The 21,504-nt window shown below is 73.7% G+C and carries 18 protein-coding genes; 16 read left to right on the forward strand and 2 right to left on the reverse strand.

All coding sequences use genetic code 11. The annotated features are described in order from the left end of the window. Positions 1-187 precede the first annotated feature (187 nt). The 7 genes from infB (at position 188) to FLM69_RS04295 (ending at position 7,026) form a co-directional block, all read left to right on the forward strand. On the forward strand, positions 188-2,890 hold the full coding sequence (gene infB / locus FLM69_RS04265) for a translation initiation factor IF-2 (RefSeq protein ID WP_141843231.1): 2,703 nt from the start codon (positions 188-190) through the stop codon (positions 2,888-2,890). A gap of 80 nt (positions 2,891-2,970) precedes the next feature. Then, complete coding sequence (rbfA, locus tag FLM69_RS04270; RefSeq protein WP_036336697.1) at positions 2,971-3,423, forward strand: 30S ribosome-binding factor RbfA; 453 nt, start codon at positions 2,971-2,973, stop codon at positions 3,421-3,423. 13 nt (positions 3,424-3,436) lie between these two features. Next, positions 3,437-4,402 carry a tRNA pseudouridine(55) synthase TruB gene (gene truB / locus FLM69_RS04275; RefSeq protein ID WP_078026112.1) on the forward strand — a complete coding sequence of 322 codons (966 nt, stop codon included), beginning with the start codon at positions 3,437-3,439 and terminating at the stop codon, positions 4,400-4,402. After that, entirely contained in the window at positions 4,399-4,767 is a 369-nt protein-coding gene (locus tag FLM69_RS04280; RefSeq protein WP_002855305.1) for a hypothetical protein, read from the forward strand. Before truB ends, FLM69_RS04280 begins: the two co-directional genes overlap by 4 nt. Positions 4,768-4,778: 11 nt before the next feature. Continuing rightward, the gene (locus tag FLM69_RS04285) at positions 4,779-5,210 is read left to right on the forward strand and encodes a hypothetical protein (protein WP_036314984.1); all 432 of its coding nucleotides are present in this window, start codon (positions 4,779-4,781) and stop codon (positions 5,208-5,210) included. Next, on the forward strand, positions 5,210-6,187 hold the full coding sequence (locus FLM69_RS04290) for a bifunctional riboflavin kinase/FAD synthetase (protein ID WP_036314988.1): 978 nt from the start codon (positions 5,210-5,212) through the stop codon (positions 6,185-6,187). The genes FLM69_RS04285 and FLM69_RS04290 overlap by 1 nt, the downstream gene beginning before the upstream one ends. Continuing rightward, complete coding sequence (locus tag FLM69_RS04295; protein ID WP_115165215.1) at positions 6,184-7,026, forward strand: class I SAM-dependent methyltransferase; 843 nt, start codon at positions 6,184-6,186, stop codon at positions 7,024-7,026. Before FLM69_RS04290 ends, FLM69_RS04295 begins: the two co-directional genes overlap by 4 nt. On the opposite strand, the gene FLM69_RS04300 is transcribed toward FLM69_RS04295, so the two are convergent. Next, positions 7,004-8,008 (reverse strand): CPBP family intramembrane glutamic endopeptidase, encoded by a 1,005-nt coding sequence (locus tag FLM69_RS04300; RefSeq protein WP_141843233.1) that lies wholly within the window; start codon positions 8,006-8,008, stop codon positions 7,004-7,006. The genes FLM69_RS04295 and FLM69_RS04300 overlap by 23 nt on opposite strands. 131 nt (positions 8,009-8,139) lie before the next feature. Between FLM69_RS04300 and rpsO the strand changes: the two genes are divergently transcribed. The 5 genes from rpsO (at position 8,140) to FLM69_RS04325 (ending at position 13,734) form a co-directional block, all read left to right on the forward strand. Next, positions 8,140-8,409: a 30S ribosomal protein S15 gene (rpsO, locus tag FLM69_RS04305; RefSeq protein WP_017488396.1), complete on the forward strand. Its 270-nt coding sequence runs from the start codon at positions 8,140-8,142 to the stop codon at positions 8,407-8,409. A gap of 295 nt (positions 8,410-8,704) precedes the next feature. After that, the gene (locus FLM69_RS04310; protein ID WP_141843235.1) at positions 8,705-10,966 is read left to right on the forward strand and encodes a polyribonucleotide nucleotidyltransferase; all 2,262 of its coding nucleotides are present in this window, start codon (positions 8,705-8,707) and stop codon (positions 10,964-10,966) included. Between the two features lie 93 nt (positions 10,967-11,059). Beyond that, complete coding sequence (locus FLM69_RS04315) at positions 11,060-12,388, forward strand: M16 family metallopeptidase (protein ID WP_370510496.1); 1,329 nt, start codon at positions 11,060-11,062, stop codon at positions 12,386-12,388. A 43-nt stretch (positions 12,389-12,431) separates the two neighbouring features. Continuing rightward, positions 12,432-13,223, forward strand: a complete 792-nt coding sequence (dapB, locus tag FLM69_RS04320) for a 4-hydroxy-tetrahydrodipicolinate reductase (protein ID WP_002855289.1) — start codon at positions 12,432-12,434, stop codon at positions 13,221-13,223. After that, positions 13,216-13,734, forward strand: coding sequence for a hypothetical protein (locus tag FLM69_RS04325; RefSeq protein ID WP_141843238.1), 519 nt, complete (start codon positions 13,216-13,218; stop codon positions 13,732-13,734). The genes dapB and FLM69_RS04325 overlap by 8 nt, the downstream gene beginning before the upstream one ends. Before the next feature lie 17 nt (positions 13,735-13,751). Here FLM69_RS04325 and FLM69_RS04330 read toward each other — a convergent pair whose 3' ends face one another. After that, on the reverse strand, positions 13,752-15,023 hold the full coding sequence (locus FLM69_RS04330; protein WP_141843240.1) for a heparan-alpha-glucosaminide N-acetyltransferase domain-containing protein: 1,272 nt from the start codon (positions 15,021-15,023) through the stop codon (positions 13,752-13,754). A 41-nt stretch (positions 15,024-15,064) separates the two neighbouring features. Here FLM69_RS04330 and dapA point away from each other — a divergent pair, with 41 nt between their 5' ends. Genes dapA through FLM69_RS04350 form a run of 4 tightly spaced genes read left to right on the forward strand, consistent with a single transcriptional unit; the run spans position 15,065 to position 21,494 of the window. Beyond that, the gene (dapA, locus tag FLM69_RS04335) at positions 15,065-15,982 is read left to right on the forward strand and encodes a 4-hydroxy-tetrahydrodipicolinate synthase (protein ID WP_141843242.1); all 918 of its coding nucleotides are present in this window, start codon (positions 15,065-15,067) and stop codon (positions 15,980-15,982) included. 14 nt (positions 15,983-15,996) lie between these two features. Further along, positions 15,997-17,682, forward strand: a complete 1,686-nt coding sequence (locus tag FLM69_RS04340; protein WP_141843243.1) for a ribonuclease J — start codon at positions 15,997-15,999, stop codon at positions 17,680-17,682. 54 nt (positions 17,683-17,736) lie between these two features. Next, on the forward strand, positions 17,737-20,883 hold the full coding sequence (locus FLM69_RS04345; RefSeq protein ID WP_141843245.1) for a DNA translocase FtsK: 3,147 nt from the start codon (positions 17,737-17,739) through the stop codon (positions 20,881-20,883). Then, on the forward strand, positions 20,880-21,494 hold the full coding sequence (locus tag FLM69_RS04350) for a CDP-alcohol phosphatidyltransferase family protein (protein ID WP_141843256.1): 615 nt from the start codon (positions 20,880-20,882) through the stop codon (positions 21,492-21,494). Before FLM69_RS04345 ends, FLM69_RS04350 begins: the two co-directional genes overlap by 4 nt. The last annotated feature ends 10 nt before the right edge of the window (positions 21,495-21,504 follow it).

Here is a 21,504-nt window from a genome sequence, read left to right on the forward strand (position 1 = left end):
TACCCGATGAGCACTGAAGCATGAGTGCCCAGCGATGAACTTCACCCCCTGCTATCAGGCAGGCCGTGGTGCGCGTGCCCTGGTGGCGCGCGCGACGGCCTGGAGCAACGTCAACGGTCCCAGGACGCGCTGAGACGGACAGCCCGAGCGGCTCCGTTCCGGCCCGTGGGGCCAGAACAGGAGAACCGTGGCCAAGGTCCGCGTCCATGAGCTCGCCAAGGAGCTCGGCATCACCTCGAAGGAGGCCTTGAGCACGCTCAAGGACCTCGGCGAGTTCGTCAGCTCGGCTTCGTCCACCATCGAGCCCCCGGTGGTCAAGAAGCTGCGCAACGCCTACCCGGGTGCCGGCAAGTCCGCCGCCAAGCCCGGTTCCACGCCCGCCGCCCCGGCCGCGGGCCGTCCCGACGCGCCGAAGCCGGCGGCCGCCCCGTCGCCGCGCACCGCGGCCCCCACGTCGAACGCCGGCGCCCCGGTGCCCGGCCCCGCCGCGGGCCGCGCCGCCGCGCCCAAGCCGGGCGCCGCTGCGCCCAAGCCGGGTGCGTCCGCGCCGAAGCCGGGTGCCCCGCGCCCCGGCAACAACCCGTTCAGCCCCAAGGGCGGCTCCGCCGGGTCTCGTCCGGGCGCCCGCCCGGGCGGCCGTGGCGGTGCTCCGCGCCCGGGCAACAACCCGTTCGCCCCCTCGCAGGGCATGCGCTCCGGTCGTGAGGACCGCGCGCCTCGTCCGGGCGGCCCCCGTCCGCCGGCCGGCGCCGGCGGGCCCCGTCCGGGCGGTCCGCGCCCGGCCGCGGGCGCCGGCGGCCCCCGCCCCGGTGGGCCGCGTCCGAACCCGGGCATGATGCCCAAGCAGATCACCCCGGCCCCGCAGCCGGCCCGCGGCCGTGGCCGTCCGGGCGGCGGCCCCGGCGGCGGCCCGGGTCGTCCCGGCGGCCCGGGCGGCCGTGGCGGTCGCGGCAACGCCCAGGGCGCCTTCGGGCGCGGCGGCGGCCCACGCAGGGGACGCAAGTCGAAGCGCGCGAAGCGCCAGGAGTTCGAGCAGCAGCACACGCGTGAGATCGGCGGTGTCAAGGTCCCCAAGGGCGACGGCACCACCGTCCTGCGTCTGCGCCGCGGCGCGTCCCTGGCCGACTTCGCCGAGAAGATCCGCGCCGACGTCGCCGACCTGGTGAAGGTGCTCTTCACCCTCGGCGAGATGGCCTCGGCCAACCAGTCCCTCGACGAGGAGACCTTCCAGCTGCTCGGCGACGAGCTGGGCTACAAGGTCCAGATCGTGTCCCCGGAGGACGAGGACAAGGAGCTGCTGGAGGCCTTCGACATCGACCTCGAGGCCGAGGCGGCCAACGAGGACGAGGCCGACCTCGAGCCGCGCCCCGCGGTCGTCACCGTCATGGGCCACGTGGACCACGGCAAGACGCGTCTGCTGGACGCCATCCGCTCCTCGAACGTCATCGAGGGTGAGGCCGGCGGCATCACCCAGCACATCGGCGCCTACCAGGTGCCCGTGGAGCACGAGGGCGAGCAGCGTCGCCTCACCTTCATCGACACCCCGGGTCACGAGGCGTTCACCGCCATGCGTGCCCGCGGTGCGAAGGTCACCGACATCGCCGTGCTGGTGGTGGCGGCCGACGACGGCGTCATGCCGCAGACCGTCGAGGCGCTCAACCACGCCCAGTCGGCCGGCGTGCCGATCGTGGTGGCGGTCAACAAGATCGACAAGGACACCGCCGCCCCGGACAAGATCCGCGGTCAGCTCACCGAGTACGGCCTCGTGCCCGAGGAGTACGGCGGCGACACGATGTTCGTGGACGTCTCCGCGCGCAACAACATCAACATCGACCAGCTGCTCGAGGCGATCCTGCTCACCGCGGACGCCGCCCTCGAGCTCACGGCGAACCCGCACAAGGCCGCCCGAGGCGTGGCCATCGAGGCCAACCTCGACAAGGGCCGCGGCGCCGTCGTCACCGTGCTGGTGCAGACCGGCACGCTGCGCGTGGGCGACACCATGGTGGTGGGCTCCGCCCACGGCCGTGTGCGCGCCATGTTCGACGAGAACGGCAACGCCGTGGAGGCGGCCGATCCGTCGCGTCCCGTCCAGGTGCTCGGCCTGTCCGCGGTGCCGCGGGCCGGCGACTCGTTCCTCGTCACCGACGACGAGCGCACCGCCCGCCAGATCGCGGAGAAGCGCGAGGCCGCGGACCGCAACGCCCAGCTGGCCAAGCGCCGCAAGCGCATCACCCTGGAGGACTTCGACCAGGCCGTGGCCGAGGGCAAGCTGGACACGCTCAACCTCATCATCAAGGGCGACGCGTCCGGTGCCGTCGAGGCGCTCGAGGACTCGCTGCTCAAGATCGAGGTCGGCGAGGACGAGGTGCAGCTGCGCGTCATCCACCGCGGCGTCGGCGCCATCACGCAGAACGACGTGAACCTGGCGACCGTGGACAACGCCATCATCATCGGCTTCAACGTGCGCCCCGCCGAGCGGGTCGCCGACCTGGCCGACCGCGAGGGTGTGGACATGCGCTTCTACAGCGTGATCTACGACGCGATCGACGACATCGAGAACGCGCTCAAGGGCATGCTGAAGCCGGAGTACGAGGAGGTCGAGCTCGGCTCGGCCGAGGTCCGCGAGGTGTTCCGCTCCTCCAAGTGGGGCAACATCGCCGGTTCGCTCGTGCGCTCGGGCCTCATCCGCCGCAACGCCCAGGCCCGCCTGGTGCGCGACGGCGTGGTGGTCTCCGAGCACCTCAAGATCGAGTCGCTGCGCCGCTTCAAGGACGACGCCACGGAGGTCCGCGAGGGCTACGAGTGCGGCATCGGCCTGGGCAGCTTCAACGACATCAAGGAGGGCGACGTGATCGAGACCTTCGAGATGCAGGAGAAGCCGCGCGTCTGACGGCCGGGGCGGGGGCCCGCACGGGCCCCCGCCTTCCGCGTCCCACCCTCTGAACCATCACCACCGGAAGGAACCGCACCATGGCCGATCCGGCACGCGCCGGCCGCCTGGCCCAGCGCATCAAGGTCCTCGTGGCCGAGGCGCTGCGCCGCGGCGTCAAGGACGATCGCGTGGAGCCCGTCACCGTGACGGAGGTCCGCGTGACCAACGACCTGCAGCACGCCACCGTCTACTACACCGTCCTGGGCGACGAGGCCACGGTGGCCGCCGCCCACGAGGGCATCCAGGAGAACCGCGGCATCCTGCGCCGCGAGGTGGGCCGCGGGCTCACCATCCGCCTGGTGCCCACGCTCGAGTTCGTGGCGGACACCGTCCCCGAGGCGGCCGCACACCTGGAGGACGTCCTCCGCGCGGCCAAGGAGCGGGACGCCGAGCTGGCGAAGGCGCGCGAGGGCGCGTCGTACGCCGGTGACGCGGACCCGTACCGCACCGCCGAGCCGGACGCCGACGCCGACGACGCCCCGCGCGCCTGAGGCCCGCGGCACGGTGAGCGCACGCAGCACCGGGGGACAGGCCCCCGACGCGCCGGGAACGGAGGCGTCGGGGGTCGTCCTCGTGGACAAGCCGCAGGGGTGGACCTCGCACGACGTCGTCGGGCGGGTCCGCCGGCTGGCGGGCACCCGCAAGGTGGGCCACGCCGGCACCCTGGACCCCATGGCCACGGGCCTGCTCGTGGTCGGCGTCAACAAGGCCACGCGCCTGCTGACCGCCATCACGGGCACGGACAAGACGTACACGGCCACGATCCGGCTCGGGCAGTCGACCGTCACGGACGACGCGGAGGGCGAGGTCGTGCAGACCCGGCTGGCCAACGCCGTCACGCCCGAGCGCGTGGCCGAGCAGGTCGCCGCCCTCACGGGCGAGATCCTGCAGGCGCCCTCGGCCGTCTCCGCCGTCAAGGTGGCGGGCCGGCGCGCCTACGACCGCGTCCGCGCGGGAGAGGACGTCACCCTCGACGCCCGCCCCGTCACCGTGCACGAGTTCACGGTGCACGAGCTGCGCCGGCTCGACGGCGGCCGGCTGGTCGACCTCGACGTCACCGTGCGCTGCTCCTCCGGGACCTACATCCGGGCGCTCGCCCGCGACCTGGGCGAGGCCCTCGAGACCGGCGGGCACCTCACGGCGCTGCGCCGCACCGCCGTCGGCCCGTTCGACGTGGCCGACGCGCTCTCGCTCGAGGCCCTCGCGGAGCGCTTCGCGATGACCGAGCTCTCCGAGGCCGCCGCCGGGCTCTTCCCGGTGCGCGAGCTGACGGAGCACGAGGCCCACGAGCTCGCCTTCGGGCGGGTCGTGGCGCCCACCGGCACGGGTGAGACGCTCGTCGCCGGGCGCGCGCCGGACGGCCGCGTCATCGCCCTCGTCTCCGACGTGCGCCGCCGCGGCGCCGACGTCGCCAAGCCCCAGCTCGTGTTCGCCCCGGCCGAGGGGCCGGGACAGGGAAGGACCGCATGATCCTCGACGCCTGGTTCTGGACGGGACTGGTGATCGGTGCCGTCTCGTTCGTGGTCTGCGTGGTGATGACGGCGATCCGCCGCCACCCCGCGGACGCCTCGATCCTCTCGGTGGCCGCCGTCGAGCTGTTCACGCTCGTCTACGCCGCGGCCGCCGCCGTCCGCCAGCTCGGCGGGGACACCCTGAACGGCCCCGGCTGGGAGTTCTGGGGCTACATCCTCACCGCCCTGATCGTGCCGGTGATCGCCGTGGGCTGGGCCGTCACGGACAAGACCCGGTGGTCCAACCTCGTGCTGGCCGTGGTCGGGCCCACGATCGCCGTGATGCTGCACCGCATGCAGGTCATCTGGTTCGGGCAGTGGTGAGGAGGATGGACATGGCACCCAGCGACGGCGCCCCCGCGCGCAACCAGGGTCTCGGCCGGATCATCGTCATGGTCTACGCGGTGTTCGCCCTCTCGGCGAGCGCGCGCAGCCTCTTCCAGATCCTCACGCAGTTCGACGCCGCCCCCGTGGCGTACACGCTCTCCGCGGTCGCGGCGGTCGTGTACATCGTGGCGACGTTCGCGCTCGCCCGCTCCGGCGCGCGCGCCTGGGCCGTGGCGCTGGGCGCCGTGCTCGTGGAGCTGGCCGGCGTGGTGGGCGTGGGCCTGTGGACCGTCCTGGATCCGGGGATGTTCGCCCACGACACCGTGTGGTCCCGGTTCGGCGCGGGCTACGGCTATGTGCCGCTCGTGCTGCCGGTGGTCGGCCTGATCTGGCTGCTGACGCACCGCCCCGCCCGCCCGGCCGAGGCGGGGGCGCTCTGATGCGGGTCTGGAACAGCCTGGACGAGGTCCCCACGGACCTGCCGCGCACCGTGGTCACCCTGGGCAACTTCGACGGCGTGCACCGCGGCCACCGGGAGGTGCTGCGCCGGGTCGTCGAGCTGGCGCGGGCCCGCGACGCCCTGGCCGTGGCCGTGACCTTCACCCCGCACCCGCGCGCCGTGCACCAGCCCGAGGTGCCCCACGTGGACATCATCAGCCCCGAGCAGCGGGTCGTCCTCCTGGAGGAGGCGGGTCTGGACGCGGTGCTCCTGCAGCGGTACACCCTCGAGTTCGCGGACCAGTCCCCGGAGGAGTTCGTCCGCGGCATGCTCGTGCACGGGCTGCATGCCGCCGTCGTGGTCGTGGGGCACGACGTGCGCTTCGGCCGGGGCAACACCGGCGACGTCGCGGAGATGGTGCGCCTGGGGGCCCGCTACGGCTTCGAGGTCGAGGCCGTCGAGGAGTTCCCCGCCGAGCACGGGGCCGAGCCGGAGCGCCGTTGCTCCTCGACCTGGGTGCGCGAGGCCCTGGCCGCGGGCGACGTCGCTCAGGCCGCGGCGGTCCTCGGTCGGCACCACGTGCTCGCCGGCGAGGTGGTGCACGGGTTCGCGCGCGGCCGCGAGCTCGGCTTCCCCACGGCGAACCTCGAGACGGATGTGCAGGGCATGATCCCGGCCGACGGCGTCTACGCCGGTTGGGTGCACGACGCGCACGGCGGGGTGTGGCCGGCCGCGATCTCCATCGGCTCGAACCCCACGTTCGAGGACGTCTCCCGCGTGGTGGAGGCGCACGTGATCGACCGCCACGACGAGCGGGTGGAGGACTTCGACCTGTACGGCCAGCACATCGAGGTGGAGTTCGTGGCCCGGCTGCGCGGGATGGTCGCCTACGAGGGCGTCGAGAAGCTCGTGGCGCAGATCACGCAGGACGTGGACGAGGCCCGGGCGATCCTGGCCACGACCCCCTCCGACCGGTGAGCGCCCCGGAGCCGGGCGCTCCCCCCGCTGTGCCGAACCTGCCGGGGCGCCCGGCCCGGGCCCGTCGGGCCGGGCCCAACCCCTTCGAGACCGGCGGGGAGCACTACGACGCCGTCCGCCCCTCCTACCCGGCCGCCGTGGTGGACCGCGTCCTGGCGGGCACCGCCGACGGCGCGGACGTGGTGGAGCTCGGGGCCGGGACGGGACTGTTCACCCGGCTGCTCGCGGCCCGCCCGGCGGACCGGGTGCGGACGGTGACGGCCCTCGAGCCGTCGGCGTCGATGCGCGCCGTCCTGGAACGCGAGGTCGCGGCCGGCACGGGCGGGCGGGTGCGCGCCGTGCCGGGCACGGGCGAGGCCACGGGCCTGCCGGCGGCGAGCGCCGACGTCGTGGTGGCGGCCCAGGCATGGCACTGGATGGACCCGGCCGCGGCGAGCGCGGAGGCCGCACGGGTGCTGCGCCCGGGCGGGCGCCTCGCCGCGGTGTGGAACCAGCTCGACACGGCGGTGCCGTGGGTGCACCGTCTCACCCGGATCATGCACGCCGGGGACGTGCACGCCGCCCGGCCGGAGCAGCGCCGGTTCGCCGCCCCGTTCGGGGCGGAGGAGCACGCGCGCTGGGCGTGGACGCAGCCCATGACCGCGGCGGGGCTGCACGGGCTCATGGCCTCGCGCTCGTACTGGCTGCGCGCGGACGAGCGGATCCGGTCCCGGATGACGGCCAACCTCGACTGGTACCTGCACGAGCACCTGGGCCATGCGGCGGACGCGGTCCTGCAGGTGCCCTACGTGACGGTGGCCTGGTGGGCGGCGCCGGTCAGGGGCGGGCGCCCACGGTGACCGGGACCGTCCGGGCGATCCCGGCCCGCCGCGCCTGCCAGAGCAGCAGCGCCGTGGCCACCGCGACCACCGCCACCGAGAGCAGCGTGGCCGCCGGGGAGCCGGCGGTCTCCGCGCCCACGTAGCTGTCCTCGACGGTGCCCACGAGCGTGCCGACGGCGATGATCACCACGTTGTTGACCACGTGGAGGGCGACGGCGGCCTCGAGCCCGCCCGTGCGCCACGTGAGCAGGACGGCGGCGACGGCGAACGCGGCGAGGTCCAGCAGGATCCACGGGTCGAGCGAGCCGTGGGCGAGCGAGAAGGTCGCCGCCGAGAGCACCGCGGTGACCGCGGCGGCCACGACCGGCCGGCGGATCCACGTGCCGACGGCCAGCAGCAGCCACCCGCGGAACAGGTACTCCTCGCCCGCGGCCTGGAACGGGGTGAGCACGAACGCCATGACGAGCAGCCAGACCCAGTCCTGCGCGCGCGGGGCCGTGGGGGCGCCGTCGAGGGCCCACGTGCCCAGCACGTAAGCGAGGAACAACGGCGTCAGCACGACGACGCAGCGCGCCAGCCAGCGCCAGCGCACGCGGCCCTCGACCGAGTGGACGAAGCGGGCGGCGACGGGGTGGCCCAGCGCCACGGCCAGCAGCGCGACCCCGATCAGCGCGGCGAGCAGGAGGTTGTTCAGCAGCACCATGGGCGCGGAGTACAGGTCGAGGTCGGTCACGTCCGTCGGGTCGGCCGCGCCGAGCAGCGCGGGCCCGGACGTGGCGATCAGGGCGAGAGCGCCCAGCACGCCCCCGAGCACGAGGAGGCCCACCAGGCCGGCCAGCACGAGGCCGAAGGACGCGAGCGGGTTCCACCATCGGGCCCGCGGCGTGCGCAGCAGCGCGGGGTAGCCGTGGCCGATCAGCGGCAGATCCAGGGGCGGCGCGGGCGGCCGGAGGGGGAACGACGACGGGGCCGGGGAGTGGGGGACCGGTGGGGTGCTCACCGGGCCAGGGTAGGCGATGCGGTAGACTCGACCCTCGGCCTCCCTGCAGTCCGCGGTGGGGTGGGCCCCGCGTCGTCCGCCCCGGCGGGGCGCGGCCCGTGTTCGCGGTACCGAAGTGAAGGAGGCCCACCATGGCCCTGGATCCCGCTGTCAAGCAGCAGATCATCAAGGAGTACGCCACCCACGAGGGCGACACCGGTTCCCCCGAGGTGCAGATCGCGGTCCTGTCCCGCCGCATCAAGGACCTGACCGAGCACCTCAAGGAGCACAAGCACGACCACCACACCCGTCGCGGCCTGATGGCCCTGGTGGGTCGCCGTCGTCGCATGCTCGGCTACCTGCAGAAGGTCGACATCGAGCGCTACCGTGCGCTGATCGAGCGCCTCGGCCTGCGCAAGTGACCTGAGGAGGCGGCGCCGGAGCCCGCGGGAGACCCGCGCGCGCCGGCGCCGCCTTTCGTCTGCCCCCGGACGCACGTAGTGTGTCCCGGGGGGAGACCGCCGCAGTCTGCGGCACTCCGGCGCGACACGGCGCGCATCCCCGCATCATCGACACACCCGACGGCTCCGCGCCCATCGCCCGCGGTCCTCGACAGTGGCTCCCGGACCCCGCCGCACGGCGGGATGCCGAGGGCCTCGATCGAAGACCAGGGGGACAGGGACGCCTGCGGCGCCGTCCACCTGAAAGGAGGCCCTCATGGAGGGTCCTGAGATCACCTTCGCCGAGGCCGTCATCGACAACGGCTCGTACGGCAAGCGCACCGTCCGCTTCGAGACCGGGCGCCTCGCCCAGCAGGCCGCCGGCGCCGCCATGGTCTACATCGACGAGGAGACGTCGATGCTGTCCGCCACCACCGTCGGCAAGTCGCCCCGCGAGGGCTTCGACTTCTTCCCGCTGACCGTGGACGTCGAGGAACGCATGTACGCCGCGGGCCGCATCCCCGGCTCGTTCTTCCGCCGCGAGGGCCGCCCGTCCACGGACGCGATCCTCACCTGCCGCCTGATCGACCGCCCGCTGCGCCCGGCGTTCGTCAAGGGCATCCGCAACGAGGTCCAGGTCGTCGTGACCGTCACCTCGATCGCCCCGGACGAGATCTACGACACGGTGGCCATCAACGCCGCCTCCCTGTCCACGCAGCTGTCCGGCCTGCCGTTCTCCGGCCCCATCGGCGGCGTGCGCATGGCCCTCATGGACGACGGCTCCGGCACGCGCCAGTGGGTCGCGTTCCCGAAGCACTCCCAGCTCGAGGGCGCCGTGTTCAACATGGCCGTGGCCGGCCGTGTGGTGGGCGACGACGTCGCCATCATGATGGTCGAGGCCGAGGCGACCCCGGACTCCTGGACCCTGGTCAAGGAGCGCGGCGCGCAGGCGCCCACCGAGGAGATCGTGGCCGAGGGCCTCGAGGCCGCCAAGCCCTTCATCCGCGCCCTGTGCGAGGCCCAGGCCGACCTGGTCAAGCGCGCCGGCAAGGACCCGGTGGACGTCCCCGTGTTCCAGGACTACCAGGACGACGCCTACGCCGCCGTCGAGAAGCTCGCCGCGGGCCGCCTGACCGAGATCTTCTCCATCGGCGACAAGCAGGAGCGCGAGTCGGCCTCGGACGCCTACCTGCTCGAGGTGCTCGAGGAGCTCGCCGGCGAGGGCAAGGACTTCGCCGAGCGCAAGGGCGAGATCGCCAAGGCCTACGGCTCCCTCACCAAGCAGATCGTGCGCCGCGGCATCCTCACCGACCAGGTGCGCATCGACGGCCGCGGCCTGACGGACATCCGCAAGCTGACCGCGGAGGTGGAGGTCCTGCCCCGCGTGCACGGCTCCGCCATCTTCGAGCGCGGCGAGACCCAGATCATGGGCGTCACCACGCTGAACATGCTCAAGATGGAGCAGCAGATCGACTCGCTGGCGCCGGAGACGGCCAAGCGGTACATGCACCACTACAACTTCCCGCCGTACTCCACCGGCGAGACCGGCCGCGTGGGCTCCCCGAAGCGCCGCGAGATCGGCCACGGCGCCCTCGCCGAGCGCGCCCTGGTGCCCGTGCTGCCGGCCCGCGAGGAGTTCCCCTACGCGATCCGCCAGGTCTCCGAGGCCCTCGGCTCCAACGGCTCGACGTCGATGGGCTCCGTCTGCGCCTCCACCCTGTCCCTGCTGAACGCGGGCGTGCCGCTGCGTGCGCCCGTGGCCGGCATCGCCATGGGCCTGGTCTCCGCCGAGGTGGACGGCCAGACCCAGTACGCGGCCCTGACCGACATCCTCGGCGCCGAGGATGCGTTCGGCGACATGGACTTCAAGGTGGCCGGCACCGCCGAGTTCGTCACCGCGATCCAGCTGGACACCAAGCTGGACGGCATCCCGGCCTCCGTGCTGGCCGCCGCCCTGACGCAGGCCCGCGAGGCGCGCCTGCACATCCTGTCCGTGCTAAACGCCGCCATCGACGCCCCGGACGAGATGGCCCCCACCGCTCCGCGGATCATCTCCGTGCGCATCCCGGTGGACAAGATCGGCGCGGTCATCGGCCCCAAGGGCGCCATGATCAACCAGATCCAGGACGACACGGGCGCGGACATCACCATCGAGGACGACGGCACCGTGCTGATCGGCGCCACCGACGGCGCCTCGGCCGAGGCCGCGCGCTCCGCGGTGAACGCGATCGCCAACCCGCAGGTCCCCGAGATCGGCGAGCGGTACCTCGGCACCGTCGTGAAGCTGACCACGTTCGGCGCGTTCGTCTCGCTCACCCCGGGCAAGGACGGTCTGCTGCACGTCTCCGAGCTGCGCAAGCTCAACGAGGGCAAGCGCGTTGACGACGTCGAGGACGTGCTCGGCGTGGGCCAGAAGGTCCAGGTCGAGATCACCAAGATCGACGACCGCGGCAAGCTGTCCCTCTCCCCGGTGGTGGCGGAGTCCGACGCCCTGGCCGAGACCGCGGACGCGATCGAGTCCTCGCAGATCGAGGCCTGATCCGCCCCGGCCGGGCACGCCCGGCCCGGTGACCACGACGGCGCCGCACCCTCCCCGCGAGTGGTGCGGCGCCGTCGTCGCGCATGGGCGAGAATGGCCGTCATGAGTGTTCACCGTGAGATCCCCCTGGACTTCGACGGCGTGCTGGCGGACGAGGGCAACGGTTCCGTGGTGCGCCGCTCCGTGCTGCCCGGCGGCGTCCGCGTGCTCACCGAGGCCATGCCGGACCAGCGCTCGGTGACCATCGGCTACTGGGTGGCCGTCGGGTCTCGTGACGAGTCGCCCGAGGGCTACGGCGCCACGCACTTCCTCGAGCACCTGCTCTTCAAGGGCACGCCCACGCGCACCGCGATGGACATCGCGGCCGCCTTCGACCGCGTGGGCGGGGAGTCCAACGCCGGCACGGCCAAGGAGTCCACCGTCTACCACGCCCGCGTGCTGGACGAGGACCTGCCGATGGCCGTGGAGGTCCTCACGGACATGCTCACCTCCTCCCTGATCGACCCGGACGAGCTCGAGACCGAGCGCGGCGTGATCCTCGAGGAGCTCGCCATGGACGCGGACGACCCCGTGGACGTGGCCCACGAGAAGCTCGCCGAGGTCATGCTGGACGGCCACCCCCTCGGCCGGCCGATCGGCGGCACGCCCGAGACGATCCGGGCCGTCACCCGCGACCATGTGGTCGGGCACTACACGCACTGGTACCGCCCGGACGAGCTCGTCGTCACCGCCGCCGGCCACCTCGACCACGACGAGGTCTGCCGCCTCGTCCTCGCCGCCCTGCGCGCCTCGGGCTGGGAGCTCACCTCGGGGGCCCTGCCCGCCCCGCGTCGTGCCGTGGACGCCGCCGGGGCCGCGGCCTCGCGGGTGCGGGCCGGCACGCACACCGTCACCAAGGCGGTCGAGCAGGCCAACGTCCTCGTCGGCGGCCGCTCGCTGTCCATCACGGACCCGGACCGCTTCGCCCTGGGCGTCATGCAGTCCGTCCTCGGCGGGGGCATGTCCTCGCGGCTGTTCCAGGAGATCCGCGAGCGCCGCGGCCTGGCCTACAACACCTACTCGTTCTCCGCCGGGTACTCCGACGCCGGCTACTGGGGGCTGTACGCGGGCTGCCAGCCGGACCGGGTGGACGAGGTGGCCGCGCTGATGGAGGCCGAGCTGGACCGGATGGCCGAGGCCGACGTCACCGAGGAGGAGCTCGCGCGCGCCCACGGGCAGATCTGCGGCGGCACCGTGCTGGGCATGGAGTCCACGGGCGCCCGCATGTCCCGGCTGGGACGGGCCGAACTGGTCACGGGGGAGTACGTGGACCTGGCGGCCTCCCTCGCCCGGGTCCGCGAGGTCGACGCCGGCCAGGTCCGGGCCGTGGCCGCGCGCCTGGCCGCGGGGGACCGGGCGCGCGTCGTCGTCGCCCCGGCCTGACCTCGGCCACGGCCGCCGGGGCGGGCCGCGTAGGCTGGAGGCCATGACCGAGACCCGCACCCCCTCCGCCGTGTCCGCTCCCGACGACGTCCCGCGCGTCGCGATCCTGGGCGCCCGTGGCCGCATGGGCCGCCACGCGGTGCCCGCGGTGCGAGCGGCCGAGGGGCTGGAGCTCGTGGCCGAGCTCGGCTCGCAGGACCGCCTGGACGCGGTGCTCGACGCCGGCGCCACCCACGTCCTGGACCTCACGGTCCCGGACGCCTCGCCCGAGAACGTGGCCTTCGCCGTGGAGCATGGGCTGCACACCGTGGTCGGCACGTCGGGTTGGGTGCCCGAGCGCCGCGAGCGCCTGGAGGCGCAGCTGGCTGAGCACCCGGGGGTGGGCGTGCTGATCGCCCCGAACTTCTCGGTCGGCTCGGTGCTGGCCTCGGCGTTCGCCGCGCAGGCGGCGCGGTACTTCGAGTCCGTCGAGCTCGTCGAGCTGCACCATCCGGACAAGGTGGACGCCCCGTCGGGCACGGCCGTGCGGACCGCCGAGCTCATCGGCGCGGCCCGGGACGCGGCCGGCGTGCCCGTCTCCCCGGACGCCACCGAGCACGACCCGGACGGCGCGCGCGGCGCCGTCGTCCACGGCGTGCACGTGCACGCGGTGCGCCTGCGTGGCCTGGAGGCGCACCAGGAGGTGCTGCTGGGCGGGCCGGGCGAGCAGCTCGTGGTCCGGCACGACGCGTTCGACCGCGGCGCCTACATGCCCGGCGTCGTCCTCGGCCTGCGGACCGTGGCCTCCCGCCCGGGTCTGACCTACGGACTGGACGGATACCTGGACCTTGGCTGAGCCCTCCCGCACTCCCGACGACGGCGCCGTGGGCCCGACCGAGCACGCCGCCCGTGCCCGCCGCTCGACCGTGATGAGCAAGGTGTGGGTCGGCTTCGTCTGCCTGCTCGTGCTGCTGTTCGCCGGGTTCGCCCTCAACGCGTCCGTCGCGCTGGTGCGCGCCCCGCAGCCGCTGGCCAAGGCGATCGGCGCGGGCGTCATCCTCGTGGTGCTGGTGACCGTGGCCGTCCTGGCCCGCGAGGTGTGGTTCGGCCGCCAGACCGAACGCCTGGCCGACCAGCTCGAGGCCGAGGGCGGGCTGCCGGAGGACGACCTGCCGCGCTCGCCGGGCGGCCGGATCGACCGGGAGGCCGCCGACGCCCAGTTCGAGCTGTACCGCGTGGAGGCCGAGGCCGCGCCGCGCGACTGGCGCGCCCGCTACCGCCTCGCCCTGGCCTACGACGCCTCGGGCGACCGCCGCCGCGCCCGCGAGGCGGCCCGGGAGGCCGTCCGCCTGCACCGCGCCGGCTGACGCGGCCCACGCCTCGCTCAGCGCCCTTCGACGGCCCGTTCCCCACCCGCCCGGGAGAGCCGGGCCATCACGGCCTCGAGCGGACCCCGTCGGCCGCTGAGCTCGGCGGCCAGCCCGGCCGCGAGGCACAGCACGACGAGGGCGGCGAGCAGCGCCCCGTCGGCCGGGTCGAGTCCGGTCGCGTCCACGAGCGCGAGCACCACGAGGTGCCCCACGTAGAGCGTGAGCGGGATGCGCCCCGCACCCACGAGCGGGCGCAGCGCGGCGTGCCCGACCAGCGGCCGGGCCAGCAGGCAGGCGCCCAGCACGGCGCAGGCCCAGCCCGCCGCGAGCACGGCGGCCACCACGGACCCGGAGTGCGGGGTCGGCAGGGCGAGCCACAGCGGATCCGGGATCAGCAGCGCGAGCCGCGGCTCGCCTGTGCGCAGCGTGAGCGCCGTCTCGACCGGGTCCGTGCCGATCGCCGCGGCGACGCGCTCGAGCGTGCCCGGGGCCCGCAGCACCGCCGCACCGACGACGCCGGCCGCCGCCCACGCCGTGGCCCCGCCGCCGAGGATCCCGGCGGCCACGCGGCGACGGTCCAGCGGCAGCCGCCCCAGGGCCAGCCCCAGCACGAGGAACGCGCCCCAGGACAGGACGGGGTAGTAGCCCGTGACCGTGAGATCGGCCAGCAGCAGCCCGGGACGCAGCAGGTCCGCGGGGCCGGGGGAGAGCCAGAGCCGCCCACCCACGAAGAACTCCTGACGCCCCACGGCGGCCTGCGCGGCCGCGACCACCGCGAACACCAGCACCGGCCCGAGCACGAGCCACGCCCCCGCGATCAGGCCCAGGGCGCGGGCGCGCAGGCCCAGCAGGGGCAGCGCGAGCAGGAAGAGCAGGGCGTAGTGGCACAGGATGACGGCCACGGGGACGCCGAGCGTCCCGCACGCGAGCCCGAGCACGAACAGCAGGCCCGCCCGTCGGGCGATCCGGCGGCGCAGCGCCGCGCGCCGGACCCCCGTGGCCGGCGTCGCGCCCCCCGTGGACAGGGCCAGCCCGACTCCGGCCAGCAGGACGAACAGCACCGAGGCGCGTCCGGCGAACCACAGGAACGCCGGGTGCGGCGCCCCGTCCGCCGTCACCGGGTCGACGACGTGGACGGTGATCATGCCGAGCAGGGCGATCGCGCGGGCCGCGTCGACGCCGGGCAGCCGGCGACGCGCGGGCCGGTCCGGGCGGACGGCGGCGGGGGGCGGGGCGGGACGCAGGGCGGGCTCCTCTCGGGTCGCCGCGCGTCGCGGAGGGGCCACGGACGGCGCGGGCCCCCAGTCTCGCAGGTAGGGTGGGGCCCATGAGTGCCGTCCGTTCCGCCGTCATCCCCTCCGAGCTGCTCTTCGGCACGGTCGTGCCCGCCATGGTCACCCCCATGACGGACGAGGGCGCCGTGGACCTCGAGGCGGCCGCCGCGCTGGCCGAGCACCTGGTGGACCGCGGGGCCGACGGCCTCGTGGTCACCGGCACCACCGGCGAGACCTCCACGCTCACGGACGAGGAGAACGTGGCGATGTTCCGCACCGTCGTCGAGGCCGTGGGGGACCGCGCCAGGGTCGTGGCCGGCACCGGCACCAACGACACGGCGCACACCCTCGAGCTGTCCCGCCGCGCGGCCGAGACGGGTGTGGACGGGCTGCTGCTCGTCACCCCGTATTACAACAAGCCCAACCAGGCCGGCATCCGCGCGCACTTCGAGGCCGTGGCCGACGGCGTGGACCTGCCGATCATGCTCTACGACATCCCGGGCCGCTCCGTGATGCCGATCGAGCCCGAGACGATCATCGCGCTCGCGCAGCACCCCAACATCCGTGCGCTCAAGGACGCCAAGGGGGACCTGCAGTCCACCACCACCGTCCTGGCGCACACGGACCTCGACCTCTACTCCGGTGACGACGGCGCGACCCTGCCGCTCATGGCGCTCGGCGCCGTCGGGGTCGTCTCGGTGGCCGCACACGCGGCCCCCGAGCTGTACCGCCAGCTCGTGGACGCCGTCCACGCCGGCGACCTGGCCGGTGCCCGTGACCACCACTTCGCGCTGGACCCCGTCCAGCGCGGCATCATGACCCACGTCCAGGGCGCGGTGGCCGCGAAGGCCGTCCTCGCCGCCCAGGGCGTCATCCCGTCCGCAGCCGTGCGGCTGCCCCTCGTCCAGGCCACGCCGGACGAGCTCTCCGTCATCCGAGCCGACCTCGCGGAGGCCGGCATCACCTTCTAGAAGGGACCCGTTCCATGACCGCAGGCACCCGCCTGTCCACCCCGCCCAAGCTCAAGCGGGGCACCTGCCGCATCGTCCAGCTGGGCGGCCTCGAGGAGGTCGGCCGCAACATGGTCACCTTCGAGATCGACGGCAAGATCCTCATCGTCGACTGCGGCGTCCTCTTCCCCGAGGAACACCAGCCCGGCGTCGACCTGATCCTGCCGGACTTCGACTACATCCGGGACCGCGTGGACGACGTCGTCGGCATCATCCTGACCCACGGCCACGAGGACCACATCGGCGCCGTGCCGTACCTGCTGCGCCTGCGCGACGACATCCCCGTGATCGGCTCCAAGCTGACCCTCGCCCTGATCGAGGCCAAGCTCGAGGAGCACCGGATCAAGCCGCGCACCCGCGTGGTCAAGGAAGACGACATCGTCGAGTTCGGCCCGTTCGAGTGCGAGTTCGTGGCCGTGAACCACTCGATCCCGGACGCGCTCGCCGTCGCCATCCACACGGACGCCGGCACCATCCTGCACACCGGCGACTTCAAGATGGACCAGCTGCCGCTCGACGGCCGCATCACGGACCTGCGCGCCTTCGCCCGTCTCGGCGAGGAGGGCGTGGACCTGTTCATGACCGACTCCACGAACGCCGAGGTCCCGGGGTTCACCACCACGGAGGCGGAGATCGGCCCCACCCTCGAGCGCTACTTCGCCACGGCGAAGCGCCGCATCGTGGTGGCCTCGTTCTCCTCCCACGTGCACCGCGTCCAGCAGGTCCTCGACGCCGCCCACAAGCACGGTCGCAAGGTGGCCTTCGGCGGGCGCTCCATGATCCGCAACATGATCATCGCGGCGAAGCTCGGCTACCTCAACGTGCCGAACGGGATCCTCGTGGACATCCGCAAGGTGGACAAGTACCGCGACGACGAGATCGTGCTCATGGTCACCGGCTCCCAGGGCGAGCCGATGGCGGCCCTGTCCCGCATGGCCAACGGGGACCACCAGGTGCAGCTGGAGGAGGGCGACCTCGTCGTGCTGGCCTCCTCCCTGATCCCGGGCAACGAGAACTCCGTGTTCCGCGTGATCAACGGGCTCATGAAGCTCGGCGCGACCGTGGTGCACAAGGGCATGGCCAAGGTGCACGTCTCCGGCCACGCCTCCGAGGGCGAGCTGCTGTACTGCTACAACATCGTCGAGCCCGAGTTCGTGATGCCGGTGCACGGCGAGACCCGCCACCTGATCGCCAACGGCCGGATCGCGGAGAAGACCGGCGTGCCGGCCGAGAACGTCATCCTGGCCGGCAACGGCACCGTGGTGGACATGACCGACGGCCTCGTGAAGGTCGTCGGCGAGGTGGAGTGCGGCTACGTGTACGTGGACGGCTCCTCCGTGGGCGAGATCTCCGACTCGGACCTCAAGGACCGCCGTGTCCTGGGCGAGGAGGGCTTCCTCTCGATCATCACCGTGGTCAACCGGCAGACCGGCACGATCGTGTCCGGCCCGGACGTCCACGCCCGCGGCGTCGCCGAGGACGAGAAGGTGTTCGACGAGATCAAGCCGAAGATCGTCCGGGCGCTCGAGGAGGCCGTGCAGTCCAGCAAGGACCACACCGCCCACCAGCTCCAGCAGGTGGTCCGCCGGACCGTCGGCACGTGGGTCAACCGCAAGCTGCGCCGCCGCCCGATGATCATCCCGGTGGTCCTGGAGGCCTGACCCCTCCGGGTCGCCATGCCTGCCGTGTCCGCGGTTCGCGGTAGTTTGGTGGGCATGGCGACCCGTACTTCCCCCACGCGTTCGTCGTCCTCCTCCTCCGCCACGTCCCGTTCCGGCTCCGCCGGACGCCGAGGCTCCGGACGGAAGGGGTCGACCGCGACCGTCCCCGAGGCCGACCGGCCCGCCGCGCCCCTGCGCGCCCTGCACACCCTGTGGATGGGGTTGGCCACACCGGTCGGCGCGGGCTTCCGCAAGCTCGGCCCGGACGTGCGCATCGACCGTGAGGAACGCCGTGACGGCACCGGCCTGCTCCTGCTGCTGCTCGCCGCGCTGATCGCGGCCGTGGAGTGGTGGGGCCTGCGCGGCACCGCCGTCGGCCGCGTGGTGCACGGGGTGGTGGGCGGCACCGTCGGGTGGTTCGCCCTCCTGGTGCCGATCGCCCTGCTCGTCGTGGCCGTGCGCTGCTTCCGCCACGCCACGGACCATCGCGCCAACGGGCGCATCATCATCGGCCTGCTCATGGCCACGGTCGCCGGCTCCGGCATCGCCCACCTCGTGGGCGGCGTGCCCTCGGCCGCCGAGGCCTTCGAGGACATGCTCGGCGCCGGGGGCATGGTCGGCTACCTGGCGACGGCGCCGCTGGCCTCCCTGTTGACACCCGTGCCCGTCTGGGTCCTCATGATCCTGCTGGCCTTCTTCTCGGTGCTCGTGCTCACCGCGACGCCCGTCGGCTCGATCCCGCAGCGGATCGCGGGCGGCTACGACTGGCTCACGGGCCAGGACCCCGAGGGTGCCTCCGAGCAGCGGGCCGCCCGCCGTGCCGAGCGGCGCCGGGCCCGGGAGGAGCGCCGCGAGGCCGAGGACCTCGCCACCCCGCTCTCCGTGGATGCGGAGACCGGGCGCACCCACCCGGACCACGACCAGTCCTACCTGGACGGCCCGGCCGCCGGCGCCCACGCCGCCGGGGCCTCCCGCCCCGGCCTGTTCGCGCGCCTGTTCGGCGGGCGCCGGGCACGCGAGGAGCAGGCCGCCGACGCCGCCCCGGAGCACACCGCCAGCACCGCCTACGACTCCCCGGTGATCCACGAGGCCGAGCCCGGCTCCCACGCCGCCCCCGAGGCCGAGACCACCCAGGTCCTGCCCCGGCCCGCCCCCCGCCGGGCCGCTCGCGGGGAGCAGGGCGTGTTCGACGCCGAGCAGGCCGCCGCGGACGCGCGGGACGCGGGCCGGGACGCCTCGGACGACTTCGACCCGTGGGTGGACGAGGACGACGCGCCCGAGCACGCGGACGCCGAGCCGCAGCCGCCCGCCGGAGTGCGCCGACCCACGGCCGCGGACCGTGCCCTCGAGCAGGTCCGCGAACACGCCCGCGCCCAGCGCGAGGCCGCCGCCCCGGCCGCCGCAGCCCCGGAGGAGGACGCGGGGGAGGACACCCCGTTCGCCCTGGACGACGCCCCACGTCAGGGCTCCGGGGCCGCCGTGCCGTCGTCGTCCTCCGCCGTGCCCGCCAGCACCCCCGCACCGGTGCCGCCGGTGACCGCCGAGCCGGCCCGCGGCACCCAGTCCGAGCTGGGCGGGGACGTGTCCTACACGCTGCCGCAGTCTGCCCTGCTCCCCGCCGGGCCCCAGCCGAAGGAGCGCTCCGAGGCCAACGACCGGGTCGTCGCCGCGCTGACCACCACGTTCACCGAGTTCAAGGTGGACGCCCAGGTCACCGGGTTCTCCCGCGGGCCGACGGTGACGCGCTACGAGGTCGAGGTCGCCCCCGGCACCAAGGTGGAGAAGGTGACGGCGCTGGAGAGGAACATCGCGTACGCGGTGGCCTCCTCGGACGTGCGGATCCTCAGCCCCATCCCGGGCAAGCGCGCGATCGGCATCGAGATCCCCAACACGGACAAGGAGGTCGTGGCCCTCGGTGACGTCCTGCGCTCGCAGGCCGCCCAGCGCACCGACCACCCGATGGTGATGGGCGTCGGCAAGGACGTGGAGGGCGGCTACGTGGTGGCCAACCTCGCGAAGATGCCCCACATGCTCGTGGCGGGCGCCACCGGCGCCGGCAAGTCCTCGTTCGTGAACTCGATGATCACCTCGATCCTCATGCGCTCCACCCCGGACGAGGTGCGCATGGTGATGGTGGACCCCAAGCGCGTCGAGCTCACCGCGTACGAGGGCGTGCCCCATCTGGTCACCCCGATCATCACGAGCCCGAAGAAGGCGGCCGAGGCGCTGCAGTGGGTCGTCAAGGAGATGGACACCCGCTACGACGACCTCGCGGCGTTCGGCTACAAGCACGTGGACGACTTCAACAAGGCCGTCCGGGCCGGCCAGGTGAAGCTGCCGCCGGACTCCAAGCGCGTGCTGCGCCCGTACCCGTACCTGCTGGTCATCGTGGACGAGCTCGCGGACCTGATGATGGTCGCCCCGCGCGACGTCGAGGACGCGATCGTGCGCATCACCCAGCTGGCCCGCGCGGCCGGCATCCACCTCGTGCTCGCCACGCAGCGGCCGTCCGTGGACGTGGTCACGGGCCTGATCAAGGCCAACGTGCCCTCGCGCATGGCGTTCGCGACGTCGTCGGTCACGGACTCGCGCGTGGTCCTGGACCAGCCCGGCGCGGAGAAGCTGCTCGGCCAGGGCGACGCCCTGTTCCTGCCGATGGGCAAGTCCAAGCCCATGCGCGTGCAGGGGGCGTGGGTCAACGAGTCCGAGATCCACGCCGTCGTGGAGCACGTGAAGTCGCAGATGCAGGTCCAGTACCGCGAGGACGTGATCCCCGAGAAGACCGAGAAGGTCATCGACGAGGACATCGGCGACGATCTGGACCTGCTCCTGCAGGCCGTCGAACTCGTGGTCACCACGCAGTTCGGCTCCACGTCCATGCTGCAGCGCAAGCTGCGGGTGGGCTTCGCGAAGGCCGGCCGCCTCATGGACCTCATGGAGTCCCGCGGCGTCGTGGGCCCCTCCGAGGGCTCCAAGGCCCGCGACGTGCTGGTCAAGCCCGACGACCTCGCGGACGTGCTCGCCACCATCTCCGGAGACACCCCGCCCTCGGCCACCTCCGGCGACGGCGACGCCTCGGCGTCGTCCGGTCCGCGCGACCTGGTGCAGGAGGATCTGGACTCGCGCCCGGCCGCCGTGGACTGGAACGATGAGGACGACGACGAGGGATCGGAGGGCGCGTGGCAGCTGACGGGCAGATGAGCACGGCGGGTGGGGCGCAGCACGTGTCCGCCTGGAACCTGCCGAACATCCTGACCTCGGTGCGCATCCTGATGGTGCCCTTCTTCGCCTGGGCGCTGTGGGCCGGCGGGCCGTGGGGCGGCGACTCGCTCGTCGCCCGCTGGGTCGCGCTGGCGCTGTTCGCGGCGGCCATGTACACCGACAAGCTCGACGGGGACATCGCCCGCGCCCGCGGGTTGATCACCGACTTCGGCAAGATCGCGGACCCCATCGCGGACAAGCTGCTCACGGGCACGGCCCTCGTGCTGTTCTCCCTGCTGGGCGAGCTGTGGTGGTGGGTGACCATCGTGATCCTGGTGCGCGAATGGGGCATCACCCTGATGCGCTTCGTGGTGATCCGCTACGGCGTGATGCCGGCCGGCCGCGGCGGCAAGCTCAAGACCGTGCTGCAGACCGTGGGCATCGGCCTGCTGCTCCTGCCCATGGCTCCGCTCGTGGGCGGCTGGTGGCCGTGGGCCGGCTGGGCGGTCATCGGGGCCGCCACCGTGCTGACGGTGCTGACCGGTCTGGAGTACGTCAAGGACGCGTGGATCCTGCGGCGGGACGCCCTCGCCGCCCAGCGGGGGGCCTGAGGCGATGACC

Source organism: Micrococcus sp. R8502A1 (assembly GCF_006704135.1).
GTDB lineage: Bacteria > Actinomycetota > Actinomycetes > Actinomycetales > Micrococcaceae > Micrococcus > Micrococcus luteus.

Bases quoted from the DNA above. Each gene is read 5' to 3' on its own strand.
- rbfA (WP_036336697.1), top strand. From the start codon at position 2,971: ATGGCCGATCCGGCACGCGCCGGCCGCCTGGCCCAGCGCATCAAGGTC.
- FLM69_RS04280 (WP_002855305.1), top strand. From the start codon at position 4,399: ATGATCCTCGACGCCTGGTTCTGGACGGGACTGGTGATCGGTGCCGTC.
- FLM69_RS04285 (WP_036314984.1), top strand. From the start codon at position 4,779: ATGGCACCCAGCGACGGCGCCCCCGCGCGCAACCAGGGTCTCGGCCGG.
- FLM69_RS04290 (WP_036314988.1), top strand. From the start codon at position 5,210: ATGCGGGTCTGGAACAGCCTGGACGAGGTCCCCACGGACCTGCCGCGC.
- rpsO (WP_017488396.1), top strand. From the start codon at position 8,140: ATGGCCCTGGATCCCGCTGTCAAGCAGCAGATCATCAAGGAGTACGCC.
- FLM69_RS04310 (WP_141843235.1), top strand. From the start codon at position 8,705: ATGGAGGGTCCTGAGATCACCTTCGCCGAGGCCGTCATCGACAACGGC.
- FLM69_RS04315 (WP_370510496.1), top strand. From the start codon at position 11,060: ATGGCCGTCATGAGTGTTCACCGTGAGATCCCCCTGGACTTCGACGGC.
- dapB (WP_002855289.1), top strand. From the start codon at position 12,432: ATGACCGAGACCCGCACCCCCTCCGCCGTGTCCGCTCCCGACGACGTC.
- dapA (WP_141843242.1), top strand. From the start codon at position 15,065: ATGAGTGCCGTCCGTTCCGCCGTCATCCCCTCCGAGCTGCTCTTCGGC.
- FLM69_RS04340 (WP_141843243.1), top strand. From the start codon at position 15,997: ATGACCGCAGGCACCCGCCTGTCCACCCCGCCCAAGCTCAAGCGGGGC.
- FLM69_RS04345 (WP_141843245.1), top strand. From the start codon at position 17,737: ATGGCGACCCGTACTTCCCCCACGCGTTCGTCGTCCTCCTCCTCCGCC.
- FLM69_RS04350 (WP_141843256.1), top strand. From the start codon at position 20,880: ATGAGCACGGCGGGTGGGGCGCAGCACGTGTCCGCCTGGAACCTGCCG.